The sequence below is a fragment of the Streptomyces sp. CB01201 genome, from assembly GCF_002803085.1.
Classification (GTDB): Bacteria; Actinomycetota; Actinomycetes; order Streptomycetales; family Streptomycetaceae; genus Streptomyces; species Streptomyces hundungensis.
In genome coordinates, this window is sequence record NZ_NNBJ01000013.1 from 68768 (window position 1) to 86763 (window position 17996).

17 protein-coding genes are annotated in these 17996 nt (G+C 70.2%); 5 read left to right on the forward strand and 12 right to left on the reverse strand.

Translation table 11 applies throughout. The annotated features are described in order from the left end of the window. Positions 1 to 67 precede the first annotated feature (67 nt). The 6 genes from folE to dacB form a co-directional block, all read right to left on the reverse strand. The gene (gene folE, locus CG740_RS25975; protein WP_100577695.1) at positions 68 to 673 is read right to left on the reverse strand and encodes a GTP cyclohydrolase I FolE; all 606 of its coding nucleotides are present in this window, start codon (positions 671 to 673) and stop codon (positions 68 to 70) included. Positions 674 to 790: 117 nt separating this feature from the next. Continuing rightward, positions 791 to 2818: an ATP-dependent zinc metalloprotease FtsH gene (gene ftsH, locus CG740_RS25980; protein ID WP_100577696.1), complete on the reverse strand. Its 2028-nt coding sequence runs from the start codon at positions 2816 to 2818 to the stop codon at positions 791 to 793. Positions 2819 to 3019: 201 nt separating this feature from the next. Further along, positions 3020 to 3559 (reverse strand): hypoxanthine phosphoribosyltransferase, encoded by a 540-nt coding sequence (gene hpt / locus CG740_RS25985; protein WP_100577848.1) that lies wholly within the window; start codon positions 3557 to 3559, stop codon positions 3020 to 3022. A 76-nt stretch (positions 3560 to 3635) separates the two neighbouring features. Further along, positions 3636 to 4706, reverse strand: a complete 1071-nt coding sequence (tilS, locus tag CG740_RS25990) for a tRNA lysidine(34) synthetase TilS (RefSeq protein WP_100577697.1) — start codon at positions 4704 to 4706, stop codon at positions 3636 to 3638. Between the two features lie 218 nt (positions 4707 to 4924). Next, on the reverse strand, positions 4925 to 6061 hold the full coding sequence (locus tag CG740_RS25995) for a zinc-dependent metalloprotease (RefSeq protein WP_100577698.1): 1137 nt from the start codon (positions 6059 to 6061) through the stop codon (positions 4925 to 4927). 79 nt (positions 6062 to 6140) lie between these two features. After that, a complete protein-coding gene (dacB, locus tag CG740_RS26000) occupies positions 6141 to 7550 on the reverse strand; it encodes a D-alanyl-D-alanine carboxypeptidase/D-alanyl-D-alanine endopeptidase (protein WP_100577699.1) in 1410 nt (469 codons plus the stop codon). Between the two features lie 132 nt (positions 7551 to 7682). Between dacB and CG740_RS26005 the strand changes: the two genes are divergently transcribed. Next, a complete protein-coding gene (locus CG740_RS26005; RefSeq protein WP_100577700.1) occupies positions 7683 to 8177 on the forward strand; it encodes an inorganic diphosphatase in 495 nt (164 codons plus the stop codon). A gap of 150 nt (positions 8178 to 8327) precedes the next feature. Continuing rightward, positions 8328 to 9953, forward strand: a complete 1626-nt coding sequence (locus CG740_RS26010; protein WP_100577849.1) for a threonine/serine ThrE exporter family protein — start codon at positions 8328 to 8330, stop codon at positions 9951 to 9953. A 59-nt stretch (positions 9954 to 10012) separates the two neighbouring features. Here the strand turns inward: CG740_RS26010 and CG740_RS26015 are convergent, their stop codons facing one another. Further along, positions 10013 to 10708, reverse strand: coding sequence for a DedA family protein (locus CG740_RS26015; RefSeq protein ID WP_100577701.1), 696 nt, complete (start codon positions 10706 to 10708; stop codon positions 10013 to 10015). Between the two features lie 133 nt (positions 10709 to 10841). Here CG740_RS26015 and CG740_RS26020 point away from each other — a divergent pair, with 133 nt between their 5' ends. Then, entirely contained in the window at positions 10842 to 11207 is a 366-nt protein-coding gene (locus CG740_RS26020) for a YbjQ family protein (RefSeq protein ID WP_100577702.1), read from the forward strand. Between the two features lie 46 nt (positions 11208 to 11253). Next, a complete protein-coding gene (locus CG740_RS26025; RefSeq protein WP_100577703.1) occupies positions 11254 to 12684 on the forward strand; it encodes a glutamate decarboxylase in 1431 nt (476 codons plus the stop codon). 146 nt (positions 12685 to 12830) lie between these two features. Here the strand turns inward: CG740_RS26025 and CG740_RS26030 are convergent, their stop codons facing one another. From CG740_RS26030 to CG740_RS26045, 4 genes are all read right to left on the reverse strand, one after another. Next, on the reverse strand, positions 12831 to 13442 hold the full coding sequence (locus CG740_RS26030; RefSeq protein WP_100577704.1) for a PadR family transcriptional regulator: 612 nt from the start codon (positions 13440 to 13442) through the stop codon (positions 12831 to 12833). A gap of 38 nt (positions 13443 to 13480) precedes the next feature. Continuing rightward, on the reverse strand, positions 13481 to 14017 hold the full coding sequence (locus CG740_RS26035; protein WP_100577705.1) for a DinB family protein: 537 nt from the start codon (positions 14015 to 14017) through the stop codon (positions 13481 to 13483). Between the two features lie 128 nt (positions 14018 to 14145). Next, positions 14146 to 15603, reverse strand: coding sequence for an aldehyde dehydrogenase family protein (locus tag CG740_RS26040; RefSeq protein ID WP_100577706.1), 1458 nt, complete (start codon positions 15601 to 15603; stop codon positions 14146 to 14148). 81 nt (positions 15604 to 15684) lie between these two features. Further along, entirely contained in the window at positions 15685 to 16584 is a 900-nt protein-coding gene (locus CG740_RS26045) for a helix-turn-helix domain-containing protein (RefSeq protein ID WP_100577707.1), read from the reverse strand. A gap of 291 nt (positions 16585 to 16875) precedes the next feature. On the opposite strand from CG740_RS26045, the gene CG740_RS26050 reads away from it, so the two are divergent. After that, positions 16876 to 17376 (forward strand): ATP-binding protein, encoded by a 501-nt coding sequence (locus CG740_RS26050; RefSeq protein WP_100577708.1) that lies wholly within the window; start codon positions 16876 to 16878, stop codon positions 17374 to 17376. 108 nt (positions 17377 to 17484) lie between these two features. Here CG740_RS26050 and CG740_RS26055 read toward each other — a convergent pair whose 3' ends face one another. Next, a complete protein-coding gene (locus CG740_RS26055; protein ID WP_053724624.1) occupies positions 17485 to 17724 on the reverse strand; it encodes a DUF397 domain-containing protein in 240 nt (79 codons plus the stop codon). Positions 17725 to 17996: the final 272 nt, after the last annotated feature.

Below are 17996 nucleotides of genomic sequence, written 5' to 3' on the forward strand. Positions count from 1 at the left end.
CCCTGCTGCGGCAGTGGGTGCGGGGCCGTCGGATGTCAGCCGGACCAGCGGTACGCCGTCACACGGCTCAGCGCGCCATGATCAGGCTCATCGCCTCGCTGCGCGTCGCCGGGTGGCGGAGCTGGCCGCGGACCGCCGACGTCGTCGTCTTCGCGCCGGGCTTGCGTATGCCGCGCACCGACATGCACATGTGCTCGGCCTCGATCACCACGATGGCGCCGCGCGCGTCGAGAATGCGCATCAGCGAGTCCGCCACCTGGGTCGTGAGGCGCTCCTGCACCTGGGGCCTGCGGGCGAACACGTCCACCAGGCGGGCCAGCTTCGACAGACCGGTGATCTTGCCGGACTCGGCGGGGATGTAGCCGACGTGGGCCACCCCGTGGAACGGGAGCAGATGGTGCTCGCACAGGGAGACGATCTCGATGTCCTTCACCAGGACCATCTCGTCGTGCCCGAGGTCGAAGGTCGTCGTCAGGACCTCCTCGGGCGTCTGCCGCAGACCCGCCAGGATCTCCCGGTAGGCCCGCGCGACACGCGCCGGCGTCTCCTGGAGGCCCTCGCGGTCCGGGTCCTCGCCGACGGCTATGAGGAGCTCGCGCACCGCGTTCTCGGCCCGCTTCTCGTCGAACTCACCGATCTTGGCCTCGCCGTCCAGCGTCACCGGGTCGGTCATCTGTGCCTCGTTCCTCGACTGTCAATCCATGCGCGTGGCCGGAAAACACCCGCGCCCCCACAGGCTAGAACCTGGGGGGCGCGGGATGCATTCCGGGGCCGGGGCGGCCCCCGGTGCTCAGCTCTCGGGACGGTCCTCGGGGGCCGGGATGGCCTCCGTGGGCGTCTCCAGGGGCGTGGAGCCGTTGGTGCTGGTGGTGGCGCCGTTGGTGAGCGCCAGCTCCTTGGGGGAGAGCACCGGCGGCCTCGTCGACGGCGTACGCCGCGAGGAGCCGGTCCAGGCCGGACGGGCCGGACGCTTGACGATGCCGGAGAAGACCTCGGCGATCTGCTCCTTGCCCAGCGTCTCCTTCTCCAGGAGCTGGAGGACCAGGTTGTCGAGGATGTCGCGGTTCTCGACCAGGATCTCCCAGGCCTCGTTGTGCGCCGTCTCGATGAGCTTCTTGACCTCTTCGTCGACGAGCGCCGCGACCTCTTCCGAGTAGTCGCGCTGGTGCGCCATCTCACGGCCCAGGAACGGCTCGGTGTTGTCGCCACCGAACTTGATCGCGCCCAGACGCTCGGTCATGCCGTACTGCGTGACCATCGCTCGCGCGGTGGCCGTGGCCTTCTCGATGTCGTTGGCCGCGCCCGTCGTCGGGTCGTGGAAGACGAGCTCCTCGGCCGCGCGCCCGCCCAGCATGTACGCCAGCTGGTCGAGCATCTCGTTGCGCGTCGTCGAGTACTTGTCCTCGTCCGGCAGAACCATGGTGTAACCCAGGGCCCGGCCGCGCGACAGGATGGTGATCTTGTGGACCGGGTCCGAGTTGGGGGAAGCCGCGGCGACCAGGGCGTGACCGCCCTCGTGGTACGCGGTGATCTTCTTTTCCTTCTCGGACATGATCCGCGTCCGCTTCTGCGGACCCGCCACGACGCGGTCGATCGCCTCGTCCAGCGCGTGGTTGTCGACCAGCTTCTTGTCGCTGCGCGCCGTCAGGAGCGCCGCTTCGTTCAGCACGTTCGCCAGGTCGGCGCCGGTGAAGCCGGGGGTGCGGCGGGCGACGGCCGACAGGTCGACGTCCGGGGCGACCGGCTTGCCCTTCTGGTGGACCTTGAGGATCTCCAGACGGCCCTGCATGTCCGGGCGGTCGACCGCGATCTGGCGGTCGAAGCGGCCGGGGCGCAGCAGCGCCGGGTCCAGGATGTCGGGCCGGTTGGTGGCGGCGATCAGGATGACGCCGCCCTTCACGTCGAAGCCGTCCATCTCGACGAGCAGCTGGTTGAGCGTCTGCTCGCGCTCGTCGTGACCGCCGCCGAGACCCGCACCGCGGTGCCGGCCGACGGCGTCGATCTCGTCGACGAAGACGATCGCCGGGGCGTTCGCCTTGGCCTGCTCGAAGAGGTCGCGCACACGCGAGGCGCCGACACCGACGAACATCTCGACGAAGTCGGAGCCCGAGATCGAGTAGAAGGGAACGCCGGCCTCACCCGCGACGGCGCGGGCGAGCAGCGTCTTGCCCGTACCGGGCGGGCCGTAGAGCAGCACACCCTTGGGGATCTTGGCGCCGACGGCCTGGAACTTCGCCGGCTCCTGGAGGAACTCCTTGATCTCGTGGAGTTCCTCGACGGCCTCGTCGGACCCCGCCACATCGGCGAAGGTCGTCTTCGGGGTGTCCTTGGTGATGAGCTTGGCCTTGGACTTCCCGAAGTTCATGACCCGGGAGCCGCCGCCCTGCATCTGATTCATCAGGAACAGGAACACCACGACGATGAGGACGAAGGGCAGCAGGGACAGCAGGATCCCGAGGAACGGGTTCTGCTTGTCGGGCGAGACGGTGTACCCCTTCGGGATGTCACCGCCCTTCACTCCGGTCTGCAACTGGTTGGCCATGTCGGTCGCCTGGGCGTCACCGATGTAGTTGGCCTGAACCTTGCTGCTGCCCTTGACCTTCTGGCCGTCCTTCAGGTCGATCTTGATGACCTGGCTGTCACCAGTGGTGATCTTGGCCTGTTCGACCTGCTTGTTGTTGATCGCCTGTACGACATCGGATGTGTCGACCGTCTTGTAGCCGCCCGACGAGCCGACGACCTGCATCAACACGACCACGGCGAGGACGGCCAGCACGATCCACATGACCGGCCCACGGAAGTATCGCTTCACGTCCATCCATACGGAGCGAGAACGCCCCGTCCCTCCTGCCCGTAGGTAAATGCTGCTGTGAGTGTGACTAAGACTGTGTGTAAAGACTGTTCTTCGGACGGTACCCCAGCATTGTCACCCGTGGTCGCACGGTACGGATGAAAGGGTCCTTCCCCTGCTCCAACGGCGGGAGGCGGGCTGTGGTTCCCCGAACGGCCCGGGCCCTCGTCAGCCGCCGTACACGTGCGGCGCGAGCGTGCCGACAAAGGGGAGATTGCGGTACTTCTCGGCGTAGTCGAGGCCGTAACCGACGACGAATTCATTCGGAATGTCGAAACCGATCCACTTCACGTCGATCGCGACCTTTGCGGCATCCGGCTTACGGAGCAGCGTGCAGACCTCCAGGGAGGCGGGCTCGCGCGATCCGAGGTTGGAAAGAAGCCACGACAGCGTCAGACCCGAGTCGATGATGTCCTCGACGATCAGGACGTGCTTGCCCTTGATGTCGGTGTCCAGGTCCTTGAGGATCCGCACGACGCCGGAGGACTGGGTGCCCGCACCGTACGAGGAGACGGCCATCCAGTCCATGGTGACCGGGGTGGACAGCGCGCGGGCCAGATCCGCCATGACCATGACGGCGCCCTTGAGGACACCGACGATGAGCAGGTCCTTGCCCGCGTAGTCCGCGTCGATCTTCCCGGCCAGCTCCGCCAGCTTCGCGTCGATCTCTTCCTTGGTGATGAGCACCGACTGGAGGTCGGTGCCCATGTCCTTCTCGTTCACCCGGGCCGCTTTCTTGGGGGGTTCGGTTGGTCCGTGCGGGAGCCGAGTTACGTGCGTGAGCTCAGCTCTGCCGAATGACCAGTCTGCCACCCTGCCGACGGGCGACGACGCGGCCCGGGAGATTGATGGCCCGCTGGCCGCGCCAGCTGGTGATCAGCTTGTCGACCTCCTCCACATGGCGGGCGAAGAGCGAACCGGCGGGCGCACCCGCCTCGATGACCTCCCGGCGCACGATGCGGCGGCGCACGGCGGGCGGCAGCGCGTAGAGCTTCGCGCACTCCAGGAGCCCGGTGTCGTCCCGCACGGTCGCCTCGGCCTGGAGGGCCCAGGCGTCCAGGGCGTCGGCGTCGTCGCGGGAGAGCTGGGCGGTGCGGGCCAGGGCCTCGACGACGCCCTTGCCGAGCGCCTTCTCCAGCGCGGGCAGCCCCTCCTGGCGCAGCCGGGAGCGGGTGTAGGCGGGGTCGGCGTTGTGCGGGTCGTCCCAGACCGGCAGGGACTGCACCATGCAGGCCTTGCGGGCGGTCTGGCGGTCGATCTCCAGGAAGGGGCGCCGGTAGCGGCCCGCCGCCCCCGAGACGGCGGCCATGCCGGACAGGGAGCGCGTGCCGGAGCCGCGGGCGAGGCCGAGGAGCACGGTCTCGGCCTGGTCGTCGCGGGTGTGGCCGAGCAGGATCGCGGCGGCGCCGTGGCGCTCGGCGGCATCGTCCAGGGCGGCGTAGCGGGCGTCCCGGGCGGCGGCCTCGGGCCCGCCCTCGCGGCCCACCTGCACGGCGACGGCCTCGGCGGGGTCCAGGCCCAGGCCGGTCATGCGGGAGACGACCTCGGCGGCGCGCAGATCGGAGCCGTGCTGGAGGCCGTGGTCGACGGTGATGCCGCCGGCGCGCAGCGATAGCTTGCGGGATTCGAAGGCGAGGGCGGAGGCGAGCGCCATGGAATCGGCGCCGCCCGAGCAGGCCACGAGCACGAGGGGCTCGGGCGCGGTGCTGCGGCCGCCGGTCCCGGGACCGGCGGGGGCCCCCGCGGTCACGGCGGTGGCGACGGCCTCGTGGTCGCGGGAGTGTTCGTTCAGTACGTCGTGGAGTACGCGGCGAACCGCCAGGCGTATCGCTGCGACCGCAGGATGGGGACCCATGTCCGGTGCCCTTCGGTGAAGTTGGGGGGTGCCTCGGCGCGGAGAGGAAGCGGGGGGATCGGAGGAGCGGGGTGACGACCGGGGCTGTTCAGTCACACAGAGTGCGTAGATGGTGACAGAACAGAGCCGTTACCCGAGCATTGCACGCCTACCCATGCCCCACGGTCCCTCGGATGGGTGATTCCCGCGTTGACACCCGCCCACCGGCGGCTTTCGGGTCAGGACTCGGCGCGGCGGTGGACCCGGGCGACCCAGTCCGCGGGCGCCGCGATCTCGGACTTCGTCGGAAGCGTGTTCGGCGAGGTCCACACCCGGTTGAAGCCGTCCATGCCCACCTCCTCCACCACGGCCCGCACGAAACGCTCGCCGTCGCGGTACTGGCGCAGCTTCGCGTCGAGGCCGAGGAGCTTGCGCAGCGCCATGTCGAGCCGGGACGCGCCCTTGGCCCTGCGCTGCTGGAACTTCTCCCGGATCTCCCCCACCGAGGGCACGACCTGCGGCCCGACCCCGTCCATGACGTAGTCGGCGTGCCCCTCCAGAAGGGACATCACGGCGGTCAGCCGGCCGAGGATCTCGCGCTGGGCCGGCGTCTGCACCAGCTCGACCAGGGAGCGGCCCTCGTCCTCCTCGCCCTCCGGACGGCCGCCCGCGAGCGACTGGGCGGCCTCGCGCAGCCGCTCCAGGACGGTCATCGGGTCGACCTCGGTCTGGTCGAGGAATGACTGGATCTCGCTCTCCAGGTGGTCGCGCAGCCAGGGCACGGCCGTGAACTGGGTGCGGTGGGTCTCCTCGTGGAGGCACACCCAGAGCCTGAAGTCGTGCGGGGCGACGTCGAGTTCGCGCTCCACGTGGACGATGTTGGGCGCGACGAGCAGCAGCCGCCCGCCACCGCCGGGGGCCGAGGGCAGGTCGCGGCTCGGGGGCGCGAACGTCTCGTACTGGCCGAGGACCCGCGAGGACAGGAAGCTGAGCAGCGCGCCCAGCTCGACGCCGGTGACCTTGCCGCCGACCGCGCCGAGCACGGCCCCGCCGGGGCTGCTGCCGCGGCGCTCCTGCATCTTGTCGAGCAGCGGCCGCAGCACCTCGCGGAAGCCGGCCACGTTGGCCTTGACCCAGCCGGCCCGGTCCACGACCAGGACCGGGGTGTCCTCGGGCTCCACGCCCTCCGGGATCATCCGGGTGAACGCCCGTACGTGTTCTTCGGCGGCCTTGGCGTGCCGACGGAGTTCGGCGACGATCTCACGTGCCTCGTCGCGGCTCACGTCGGGGCCCGGCCGCACCAGTCGGGTCGCGGTCGCGACCGCGAGGTTCCAGTCGACCATCCCAGAGGTACCTGCACCGCCGATGCCAGTCATGCGTCAACCGTACGTTGTCGACACCGTGAGGGAACCCGGTCGGCGTCCTTCAGTGCGACGGGCCGGGTGGCGCGGTCCTTCAGTGCGCGGTGAGCCGGGTGGCGAGCCGGTCCAGGGCCCGCTGCGCGGGGGCCGGGTCGGCGCCCGGCGTCCCGGCGGACAGGAAGGCGAACGCCAGAAGGCGGCCGCCCGGGTCCACGACCGTGCCGGCCAGGGTGTTGACCCCGGCGCCGCCCAGGGTGCCGGTCTTCGCCCGGACCAGGCCGGTCGCGGCGGAGGCGGAGCCGTAGCGGGCGCTGAGGGTGCCGGTGAACCCGGCGACCGGCAGGCCGGTGAGGATCGGGCGCAGTTCGGGGCGGGCCGGGTCGGCAGCCTTCGCGAGCAGTCGCGTGAGCAGCCCGGCGGTGACCTTGTCGGCGCGGTTGAGCCCGCTGCCGTCCGTGAACGCGCTTCCGGTGAGCGGGAGTTGGAGCTTGCCGAGCCGGTCGGCCACGGCCTCGGCGCCCCCGTCGAAGCTCGCGGGCCTGCCGGTGGCGATCGCCGTCTGGCGGTTCAGGGCCTCGGCGATGTCGTTGTCGCTGTTGGTCAGCATCCGCTCGACGACGTCGGGCAGCGGCGCCGACAGCGTGCTCGCCAGTTCCTCGGCGCCGGCGGGCCTGGTGCCGGCCACCGGGTCGTCGACCCGCATCCCGCGGTCCCGCAGCAGCCGGGCGAAGGCCCGGGCGGTGTCGCCGGCCGGGTCCGCGGTGCGCGCGGCGGGCCCGCCGTCCGAGGCGCCCGCCGCCCCGACGCGCCCCTCGTCCGTCATGAGGGCGACGACCGGCGCCAGGTTCTCGTTGGGCCCGATCGGATGCACCGAGGGCCCGCTGAACAGCGAGGCGTCGTACGCCAGTTGTACGTGGTCGAGGGAGCGGGCCCGCAGCGCGCGGGCGGTGCCGTCGGCGAGCGCGGTCAGCCGGGCCGTGTCCAGGGTGGGGTCGCCGCCCCCGACGAGCGTGAGCGCGCTGCCCCGCTGGGGGGCGACCACGGTGGTCGCGAAGCGGCGGTCGGCCGGGAGCGCGGTGAGGGCCGCGGCCGCGGTGGCGATCTTGATGGTGGAGGCCGGTGTCATGGCCGCGTCCGGGCGCGAGGCGTACAGCTCCTGGCCGGTCGCGGTGTCGACGACCGAGGCCGCGGGCTGCGCCCCGAGCGCCGGGTCGCCGAGCAGCGGAGCGAGGTCCGCGGGCAGGGCCGCCGGGACGGGGGCGCCGCCGGGGACACCGAGGGCCGCGAGAACACCGGGCGCGCTCGGGGCCGGAGCGGGAGCGTCCGGATCCGTGCGGCGCTGGTGATGTGCGCCACCCCCGGCCGCCCCCGATGCGGCCCTTGCCCGCTCGGCCGTACGCTGGCCTGAGTCCCACGGTCCGGCGAGGGCCACGGCTCCGGCCGAGAGTGCCAGGCCGACCGCCGCCGCACCAGCTGTGAGCTGCCATGTCCTGGGTCCCGGCACCGGAGACCAGCCCCTTTCGCGATCACACTCCTGCGTGAGGGACACTTAATCACCAGAACTGCGTCCGGCCGGGAACCCGGCGGCGACGCAGCCCCGTCCGATGCATGTGCTGATCATGGAGGAGAGCCACCCGTGGAGTTCGACGTCACCATCGAGATCCCGAAGGGATCGCGGAACAAGTACGAGGTCGACCACGAGACCGGCCGGATCCGCCTGGACCGTCGACTCTTCACCTCGACCAGCTACCCGGCCGACTACGGCTTCGTCGAGAACACCCTCGGCGAGGACGGCGACCCGCTGGACGCCCTGGTCCTGCTCGACGAGCCGACCTTCCCGGGCTGCGTCATCAAGTGCCGCGCGATCGGCATGTTCCGGATGACCGACGAGGCCGGCGGCGACGACAAGCTGCTGTGCGTCCCGGCGTCCGACCCGCGTGTCGAGCACCTGCGCGACATCCACCACGTCTCCGAGTTCGACCGCCTGGAGATCCAGCACTTCTTCGAGGTCTACAAGGACCTGGAGCCCGGCAAGTCCGTCGAGGGCGCCGACTGGGTCGGCCGCGTCGAGGCCGAGGCCGAGGTCGAGGCGTCCTACAAGCGCCTTGAGGCGCAGGGTGGCGCGCACTGACGCGCGTCCTTCCGTAACGACTGCGGGCGGCTCACCTCCGGGTGGGCCGCCCGCAGTCGTATCAGGTGATGACGGCCCACATACTGGGCAGGCGCACGCAAGCGGCCGGAGGGAGGCGAGGGACCAGTGGGGTTCGAGCAGCACGATGTGATGGAGGATCGCAAACCGCAGTCCGACGAAGCCCGCAGTGCCTTCACCCCTCCCGAGGGCGTGGAGCAGCCGCAGGTGCCCGAGGAGGAGTCGCCGACCTCCGAGTTCGCGCTGCCCGCCGGGCTCGCCACCCCGGTGGCCGAGCCGCCCGCCGACCAGCCCGCCTCCGCGTTCACCACCCCCAGCGGCTACACCGCGCGCGAGCCGAACCCGATGGCCACCACCGGGTCCATGCCGCTCGTGCGGCTGTCCAAGGACGCCCCCTGGCAGGACCGGATGCGCACCATGCTGCGCATGCCGGTCGGCGACCGGCCGGTGGCCGAGCCGATCCAGAAGCACGACGACACCGGGCCCGCGGTGCCCCGCGTCCTCGACCTGGTGCTGCGTATCGGTGAGCTGCTGCTCGCGGGCGGCGAGGGCGCCGAGGACGTCGAGGCCGCGATGTTCGCGATCTGCCGCAGCTACGGCCTGGACCGCTGCGAGCCGACGGTCACCTTCACCATGCTGGCCGTCACCCACCAGCCCTCGCTCGTGGACGACCCGGTGACGGCCAACCGCACCGTGCGCCGCCGCGGCACCGACTACACCCGTCTGGCGGCCGTGCACCGGCTCGTCACCGACATGACCAGCGAGGACCACGAGGTCTCCCTGGAAGAGGCCTACCGGCGCCTCGCCGAGATCCGCCGCAACCGCCACCCCTACCCGGGCTGGGCCCTCACCACCGCCTGCGGGCTCCTCGCCGGCGCGGCCTCCGTGCTGCTCGGCGGCGGCATCACGGTCTTCCTGGTGGCGGCGGTCGGTGCGGTGCTCGGCGACCGGCTCGCCTGGCTGTGCGCGTCCCGCGGGCTGCCGGAGTTCTACCAGTTCGCCGTGGCCGCGATGCCGCCCGCCGCGATGGGCGTGGCCCTCACCCTGCTCCACTGGGAACTCAATTCGTCCGCGGTCATCACCGGTGGCCTGTTCGCCCTGATCCCCGGACGGGCCCTGGTGGCGGCCGTCCAGGACGGCCTGACCGGTTTCTACGTCACCGCGGCGGCCCGGCTGCTCGAAGTCGGGTACTTCTTCGTCGCGATCGTCGTCGGCGTCCTGACGGTCCTGTACGGCGGGCTCCAGTTCCACGCCAAGCTCAATCCCGAGGGCACCTTCCAGCCCATCGACCGGCCGATCCTTCAGACCCTCGCGTCGATCCTGCTCTGTCTGACCTTCGCGGTCCTGCTCCAGCAGGACCGTTCCACGGTGCTGATCGTGGCCGCGAACGGCGGGGTCGCGTGGGTGGTGTACGCCTCGATCGCGATCACCGCGGGGGGCTCACCGATCATGGCGACGGCCGTCGCGGCCGGCCTGGTCGGCCTGTTCGGGCAGCTGCTCTCGCGGTACTGGAACACCTCGGCGCTGCTGTACGTGACCGCCGCGATCGGCCCGCTGCTGCCCGGTAGCGCCACCTATTTCGGTGTCCTCGCGATCGCCCAGAACCATCTCAACCAGGGCTTCACCTCGCTCGCCAAGGCGGCGGCACTGGCCCTGGCCATCGCGATCGGCGTGAACCTCGGAAACGAGATCGCCCGGCTCTTCCTGCGGGCCCCGGGCGCCGGCCGAGCGGCCGCGAAGCGCACCAGGGGCTTCTGAGCCCCGCCCCGCGAGGGCGCGACCGGGCGCTGGGCCGCCTACCAGGGGGCGCGGAGCGCTCAGCGCTTGGCGTGGCGGCCGCCGCGCTGCGGGGACTGGCCGGGGCCGCCCGGGCCCTCGGCAGACGGGTTCTTCTTCGCCTTGGAACGGGCCCGCAGGAACTCGATGGCGATCGGGACGACCGAGATCAGCACGATCGCGACCAGGATCAGCTCGATGTTCTTGTGTACGAACTCGACGTTGCCGAGCGCGGCGCCGAGCAGCGTGACGCCCGCGCCCCAGAGCGTGCCGCCGATGATGTTGAAGGTGACGAACGAGCGGTAGTTCATGCCGCTGACGCCCGCGATGATCGGCGTGAACGTCCGCACGATCGGCACGAAGCGGGCCAGGACCAGCGACTTGGGTCCGTACTTCTCGAAGAACTCGTGGGCCTTCTCCACGTTCTCCTGCTTGAAGAGCTTCGAGTCGGGCCGGCTGAACAGCGAGGGGCCGACCTTCTTGCCGAACAGATAGCCCACCTGGTCACCGAGGACCGCGGCGAACACCACCAGGACGCACATCAGCCACAGCGGCATGTCGAGCTTGCCCGTGGTGATCAGCAGGCCGGTGGTGAACAGGAGCGAGTCGCCCGGCAGGAAGAAGCCGATGAGCAGGCCGGACTCGGCGAACACGATGACCAGCAGGCCGATCGGGCCGAAGGTCTGCAACAGATAGTCGGGGTCCAGCCAGCTCGGTCCGAGGGCAAGGGTGGTCACGGGTACCGGGCTCCTGGTGTGGGTGTCGGGCGGGCTGTCTGCCGTCGGCAGCCAAAGTTATCAACGTAACGCGCGAAAGCGAGGTTCCAGGGGCAGGCTGGAAGGGGCGACAAGCGCTACCGAAGGGGAACCGATGGGCATCGAGGAATACGGCGGCGGCCAGACTCCGCAGTCGGACGTACTGGTGGTCACCACGAACGACGTGCCCGGGTACACCGTGCAACAGGTCATCGGGGAGGTCTTCGGCCTGACCGTACGCTCGCGCCACCTGGGCAGCCAGATCGGCGCCGGCCTCAAGTCCATGATCGGCGGCGAGCTGAAGGGCCTGACCAAGACGCTGGTCGAGACCCGCAACCAGGCGATGGAGCGGCTGGTGGCCCAGGCCAAAGCGCGGGGCGCGAACGCGGTCCTGATGATGCGGTTCGACGTGACCGAGGCGGCGGACGTGGGCACCGAGGTGTGCGCGTACGGAACCGCGGTGGTCCTGGCCCGCAACTGACAGCGGCACCCCCAACTCCCGTCCCCCGAAAGGTGGTTGACCGTCCATGGCACTGCACCGAGGCGGCAGCGACAAGGACCGCACCGACGAGAAGGAGTACGGGCGGCTCGCCCTGAACCCCTTCTTCGGGGAGGCCGACCCGGTCGGCTCGATGACCTCCGCGCCGCCCCGGCACCGGCTGCCCGACCGGCCGCTGGCCCCCGCGACCGCGTACCAGGTGGTGCACGACGAGCTGATGCTCGACGGGAACGCCCGGCTCAACCTGGCGACCTTCGTCACCACCTGGATGGAGCCGCAGGCCGGGGTGCTCATGGCGGAGTGCCGGGACAAGAACATGATCGACAAGGACGAGTACCCGCGCACCGCCGAGCTGGAGCGGCGGTGCGTGGCGATGCTCGCCGACCTGTGGCACGCCCCGGACCCGAGCACCACGGTCGGCTGCTCGACCACCGGGTCCAGCGAGGCGTGCATGCTGGCCGGGATGGCGCTCAAGCGGCGCTGGATGAAGCGCAACGCGGACCGCTACCCCTCGCGCGACGCCCGCCCGAATCTGGTCATGGGTGTGAACGTGCAGGTGTGCTGGGAGAAGTTCTGCACGTTCTGGGAGGTCGAGCCGCGGCAGGTCCCCATGGAAGGGGACCGCTTCCACCTCGACCCCGAGGCCGCCGCGACCCTCTGCGACGAGAACACGATCGGCGTCATCGGAATCCTCGGCTCGACCTTCGACGGGTCCTACGAGCCGATCGCCGAATTGTGCTCGGCGCTCGACGATTTGCAGGAGCGTACGGGCCTGGACATCCCCGTCCATGTCGACGGGGCGTCCGGGGCGATGGTCGCGCCCTTCCTCGACGAGGACCTGGTGTGGGACTTCCGGCTGCCGCGGGTGTCCTCCATCAACACCTCGGGCCACAAGTACGGGCTCGTCTACCCCGGGGTCGGCTGGGCGCTGTGGCGCACGGCGGCCGAACTCCCCGAGGAGCTGGTCTTCCGGGTGAACTACCTCGGCGGCGACATGCCCACGTTCGCGCTCAACTTCTCGCGGCCCGGGGCGCAGGTGGTGGCCCAGTACTACACGTTCCTGCGGCTCGGCCGCGAGGGGTACCGGGCGGTGCAGCAGACCACGCGGGACGTGGCGCGCGGGCTCGCGGAGCGGATCGAGGCGCTCGGGGACTTCCACCTCCTCACCCGGGGTGACGAGTTGCCGGTGTTCGCCTTCACCACGGCGCCGGAGGTGCGGAGTTACGACGTGTTCGACGTGTCGCGGCGGCTGCGGGAGCGGGGGTGGCTGGTGCCGGCCTACACCTTTCCGGCGAACCGGGAGGACCTGTCGGTGCTGCGGGTGGTGTGCCGCAACGGGTTCTCCTCGGATCTCGGGGCGCTGCTCCTGGAGGACCTGGGGCGGTTGCTGCCGGAGCTCCGCCGCCAGGCCGCTCCGCTGGGCCGCTCCGAATCCGAAGCCACGGCTTTCCACCACTGACCCCCTGGCCCTTGAGGCGCGAACGGGGGGTCTCGGGGCGGAGCCCCCGGGCTCAAGGGGCGCGGGACTGTGACATGTGCGGCTCCGCCGCGTGGGCGCGACCAGCCACGCACGGTCCGCAGCCGATGAACTCTCCCCCGGAGGGTCTAGGGAAGGGGCGGGGAGGGGCCATCCCCCAGCACCCCCGCAAGCGGCTCGCCCTCGCCGGCGAAGACGTACGCCCCGCCCTCGATCCGGGCGATCAGCCCCTGCGTCCACCCCGCCTCCGCATCCGCGGAGTGCACCCACATGTTCATGATCTCGCCGATGTGGCCGAGCTGGGCCGGGCCGCCCTCGGGGGCGTAGTACTCCGTCACCGAGCCGCGCCACGCCGCCAGCTTCGCCAGCCGGTCCCGCAGCAGCGCGATCACCTCCGCGCGCGGCAGGTCGACCATGAAGCCGATCGCCGCCGACAGGACGTCCATCTTCTGGTCGTAGGACGCGAGCGCCTCGCGCAGCAGGCGGAAGTACTCCACCCGCCCCGCCTCCGTCAGCTCGTACTCGGTGCGCGGCGGCCCGCCCGCCGTACTGGGCGCCACCTCGTGCGCGAGGAGCACGTCCTGCTTCGCCATGTGCTTGAGCGCGTGGTAGATCGAGCCCGGCTTGGCGTTGGACCACTCGTGGGCACCCCAGTACTCCAGGTCGTTGCGCACCTGATAGCCGTGCGCCCGGCCGTGCTGACGTACCGAACCGAGGACAAGGAGTCGGATGGCTGACATGACCGCAAGAATATGACCCCGGCCCTCCCGGGCAGACGTCAGCCGTTTGCGAGCGCCACCAGCTCGAACGCCGTCTTCCCGTCGAGCGACTCGCGGATGATGTCCGCGTGCCCGGCGTGCCGGGCCGTCTCCTCGACGAGGTGCATCATCAGCCAGCGCATCGAGACCCGGCCCTCCTTCGGGAACCACGGCGCCTCGGGCAGCGGGAACGTGTCGTCGAGGGAGGGCACCTTGCGGATGAACTCCTCGGTCTCGACGGCCACTTCGGCCCAGAAGGCCAGCACGCCCTCGACGGTCTCGTCCCCGGTCAGCACGAAGCTCTCGTGCCAGTTGGACTGGTCCCGCTGCTTCTCGTTGGGCCGCTGCTGTGCCATCCGCAGCCAGTTCAGCTCGGTCTCGGCAACGTGCTTGACCAGCCCGGACAGCGACAGCTCGCTCGCGCTGGGGCGACTCGCGGCCTGCTCGTCGGTGAGCCCGATGAGCGCTCGGCGCAGCCCGCCGCGCTGGGCCTCCACGAAGTTGATGAGGGCGCCGCGCTCGTCGCCGTACGTCTCCGAGGGAACGTGAGTAACCATGATCCAACCGCCTTCTTTCGCGCCTGCCCTGTGCCGACAAGAGACACGGTAGGAGTCAAAGAGGTCAGCTGCTGTCCTCTATCGCGAGTGTCGGAACGGCCGGACAACTCCCGTACCGCGCGGGCCGGTCAGAACGGGAACGGGCTGCGCTCGTGCTGCACCGAGATCCACTTCTGGGTCGTGAACGCCTCGACCGTGGAGTCACCGTTCAGCCGCCCGAGCCCCGAGTACTTCTCGCCGCCGAAGGCGACCAGCGGCTCGTCCTGGATCGTCGAGTCGTTGACGTGCATCATCCCGGTGTCGATCCGCCTGGCGAACCGCACCCCGCGCTCCACATTGGCGGTGTGCACGGCCCCGCTGAGCCCGTACGGGCTGTCGTTCGCGATGCGTACGGCCTCCTCCTCCCCGTCGAAGGGGATGAGCAGGGCGACCGGGCCGAAGATCTCCTGGCGCAGCACCGGAGAGTCGGCGGGCAGGCCCGTCAGGACGGTGGGCTCCACCAGGTTGCCGCGCGTGCGGCCCCGCACGAGGGCGGTGGCGCCCTCGGCGAGGGCCTGCTCGACCAGTGAAGTCAGCGCCTCCGCCTGGAAGTTGTTGATGACGGGACCGATGTCGGTGGCCGGGTCGGCCGGGTCACCCGTTCTGAGCGAGGCCACCTTGGCGAGGAACTTGCCCGTGAACGCCTCCTCCACCGACCGGTCGACCAGGATCCGGTTGGCGGCCATGCAGACCTGGCCCTGGTAGACGAAACGGCTGAAAACCGCCGCGTCCACCGCGTAGTCGAGGTCCGCGTCGTCGAGGACGACCAGCGCGCTGTTGCCGCTCAGCTCCAGGATGACGCGTTTGAAGTGGCTGCCGGCGACCGAGGCGACATGGCGTCCGGTGCGGTCCGAGCCGGCGAACGAGATCACCTTGGGGACGGGGTGCTCGATCAGCGCGTCCCCGATCTCGGCGATGTCGGTGACCAGGACGTTCAGCAGACCCGCGGGCAGCCCCGCGTCCTGGAAGATCTTCGCTATCAGGCCGCCGCCGACCACCGGCGCGTTCTGATTCGGCTTGATGACGACGGCATTGCCCAACGCCAGTGCCGGGGCTATGGACTTGATGGTCACCAGGAACGGGAAGTTGAAGGGGCTGATCACCCCGATCACCCCGACCGGGAGCCGGTAGACCCGGTTCTCCTTGCCGTCGACCGGGGACGGCAGGATGCGGCCCTCGGGGCGCAGCGCCAGCTGGATCGCCTCGCGCAGGAACTCCTTGGCCAGGTGGACCTCGTACACCGCCTTGAGCCGGGTGCCCCCCAGCTCGCTGATGATGGCCTCGATGATCTCGGCCTCGCGCTCCTCGGTGATGCGCAGGGCGCGCTCGAAGACGAGCCGTCGGGTGTAGGGGTTGGTGTCGGCCCACTGCCGCTGGGCCCGTGCGGCCGCGCGATAGGCCTCGTCGACCTCCTCGACGGTGGCCACGGTGATGGTGGCGAGCTTCTCCCCGTTGTACGGATCGAAGTCGATGATGTCCCACGACCCGCTGCCGGTGCGCCACTGGCCGTCTATGAACTGGTGGGCGAGGTCGGTGAAGAAGGACATGCCATCCCCTACTGCTGTGTCCGCCGGCTCCGCGCGGTCAATCGCGTCACTGGCCTGATGTGACGTCATCCTACTGATGAGTCAGCTGAGTTGGAGGAGTCCGCGCAGAAGATCGCGGCTCTCTTCCGGGCCGGGACTGTCCTGTTGCAGCCGGGCCATGGCCCGCTCGTACTGCGCGACCTCTTCGGGCTTGTCCAAATACAGTGCGGAGGTGAGCTGTTCGAGATACACGATGTCCGACAGGTCGGACTCGGGGAACCGCAGCATCGTGAAGGCGCCGCTCTCGCCCGCGTGCCCGCCGAAGCTGAACGGCATCACCTGGAGGTTGATGTTGGGCTGCTCCGACATCTCGATGAGGTGCTTCAACTGGCCGCGCATGACGTCCCGTTCCCCGTACGGGCGGCGCAGCGCCGCCTCGTCGAGCACCGCGTGGAACTGGGGTGCCCGCTCCGACACCAGGGCCTTCTGGCGTTCGAGCCGCAGCGCGACGCGCTTGTCGATCTCGGCGGCCGGTGCACCGTGCATGCCCCGCGAGACCACCGCGTGGGCGTACGCCTCGGTCTGCAACAGGCCGTGTACGAACTGGACTTCATAGATGCGGATGAGCGAGGCCGCGCCCTCCAGGCCGATGTACGTCTGGAACCAGCCCGGCAGCACATCGCCGAAACTGTGCCACCAGCCCGCGATGTTGGCCTCTTTGGCGAGGCCGAGGAGCGACATGCGCTCCGCTTCGTCGCCGACGCCGTAGAGCGTGAGCAGGTCCTCGACATCCCTGGCCTTGAAGCTCACCCGCCCCAACTCCATACGACTGATCTTGGACTCGGACGCCCGGATCGAATAGCCGGCCGCTTCCCGGGTTATGCCGCGCGACTCGCGCAGGCGCCTCAGCTGAGAGCCCAGCAGAATGCGCCGGACCACCGAACCTCCGCCGGCCTCGACTGCACTCGGCCGGGGGGATCCCCATGCCTCCCCTGCGGTCACTTCGCCGTCCTCCCCATCCAATGGTGGTGGGCAGTCTGCCATCAAAACGCTTCACCCCGTACCCGCGTGATTACGGAAATGGTCAAGGAGTGAAATCGGCCTGAGGAACTTCTGAGGAAGAAAAGAGCAAGAAACGGCACGGGCAGGGACAGGTCGGTCGCGTGCACGTGCATCTGCCCTTGCATCGGGCCGAAGCATTGGGAACCATGGTCCTCGCGCACCTGCGTGCTCAACTGCGTCTAGTCGCTTGCGTCCTGTACCGCCACGGCCGCGAACCCGGGAGTGCCTCGCATGGGGACGAATGGATCGACCATGCTGGAGCCTTACGACCCGTTAAGGCAGGCGCTTCCCCCCTTCGACCCCTCGACCGTGGCGGGTTCCGCGTCCTGCGCGCTGCCCGCGCGCTATGAAGCGGTGCGCGGGGCAAGGAAGTTCACCGGTTCGACGCTCACGCAGTGGGGCCTCGGCGAGCGCTTCGACGATGTCGCCCTGGTCGTCTCGGAACTCGTCACCAATGCGCTGCGGCACGCCTTGCCCGCCGACATCCCGCGCGAGACCGAGGTCCCGGTGCGGCTGCATCTGATGCGCTGGACCACCCGCCTGGTGTGCGCGGTGCGCGACCCCAGCGACGAGAGCCCGATCGAGCGGGCGGGCGACGACTTCGGCGCCGAGTCGGGCCGTGGCCTGTTCCTGGTGGAGTCCTTCGCCGACAGCTGGGGCTGGCACCCGCTGTCCGGGGCGATCAGCGGCAAGGTCGTCTGGGCGCTGTTCCGGCTGCACCCCTCGGACTGACCGGCCGACCCGGCCCGCTCCCGGCGGCCCCCGCGGCCCGGCTGACACCTGTCAATGCGCGGCCGCGAGCGGACCCCCCGCCCTCCGGCCATTCTCCGCCAACCGCCGTCAGTCGGCTATCAGATGGTCGAACTCGCCGTCCTTGATCCCGAGCAGCATGGCCTCGATCTCGGCTCTCGTATAGACGAGGGCGGGCCCGTCGGGGTGACGCGAGTTGCGTACCGCCACCCCGCCGCCCGGAAGTTTGGCGAATTCCACGCAGGACCCCTGCGAGTTGCTGTGCCGGCTCTTCTGCCACGCGGCACCCTGGAGCTCCGCTGCGGCCATGCCGTTGTACGCGTGGTGCAAGGTCGCTCCCGGGATGTGCAGACGTGCAACTGTGAATGGTCAACTGCCCCGGATCATAGCTGTGTTCATGTGCGCCTGCATGGGAAGATGCACGTGCACGCGGGGTGCCCGAGCGGTTACAGCCGCTCGCCGCACCTCGCGCCACGACATCCGCGCCGGGCCGTCCCCTGGAACTCCGCGTGCACGAACAAGAGACGCACTCCGGCGCCTCCTGGTTCAGACTTTCCGCCACCGTCCCGTCGCGGACGCCGGCGAATGCCCTGCGGTCGGGG

Excerpts from the sequence above, each read along its gene's own strand:
- CG740_RS25995 (WP_100577698.1), bottom strand. The coding sequence starts at position 6,061 with ATGACTGGCATCGGCGGTGCAGGTACCTCTGGGATGGTCGACTGGAAC.
- CG740_RS26020 (WP_100577702.1), top strand. The coding sequence starts at position 10,842 with ATGGGCATCGAGGAATACGGCGGCGGCCAGACTCCGCAGTCGGACGTA.
- CG740_RS26025 (WP_100577703.1), top strand. The coding sequence starts at position 11,254 with ATGGCACTGCACCGAGGCGGCAGCGACAAGGACCGCACCGACGAGAAG.
- CG740_RS26010 (WP_100577849.1), top strand. The coding sequence starts at position 8,328 with ATGGAGGATCGCAAACCGCAGTCCGACGAAGCCCGCAGTGCCTTCACC.
- hpt (WP_100577848.1), bottom strand. The coding sequence starts at position 3,559 with ATGGGCACCGACCTCCAGTCGGTGCTCATCACCAAGGAAGAGATCGAC.
- CG740_RS26030 (WP_100577704.1), bottom strand. The coding sequence starts at position 13,442 with ATGTCAGCCATCCGACTCCTTGTCCTCGGTTCGGTACGTCAGCACGGC.
- ftsH (WP_100577696.1), bottom strand. The coding sequence starts at position 2,818 with ATGGACGTGAAGCGATACTTCCGTGGGCCGGTCATGTGGATCGTGCTG.
- tilS (WP_100577697.1), bottom strand. The coding sequence starts at position 4,706 with ATGGGTCCCCATCCTGCGGTCGCAGCGATACGCCTGGCGGTTCGCCGC.
- CG740_RS26050 (WP_100577708.1), top strand. The coding sequence starts at position 16,876 with ATGGGGACGAATGGATCGACCATGCTGGAGCCTTACGACCCGTTAAGG.
- folE (WP_100577695.1), bottom strand. The coding sequence starts at position 673 with ATGACCGACCCGGTGACGCTGGACGGCGAGGCCAAGATCGGTGAGTTC.
- CG740_RS26040 (WP_100577706.1), bottom strand. The coding sequence starts at position 15,603 with ATGTCCTTCTTCACCGACCTCGCCCACCAGTTCATAGACGGCCAGTGG.
- CG740_RS26035 (WP_100577705.1), bottom strand. The coding sequence starts at position 14,017 with ATGGTTACTCACGTTCCCTCGGAGACGTACGGCGACGAGCGCGGCGCC.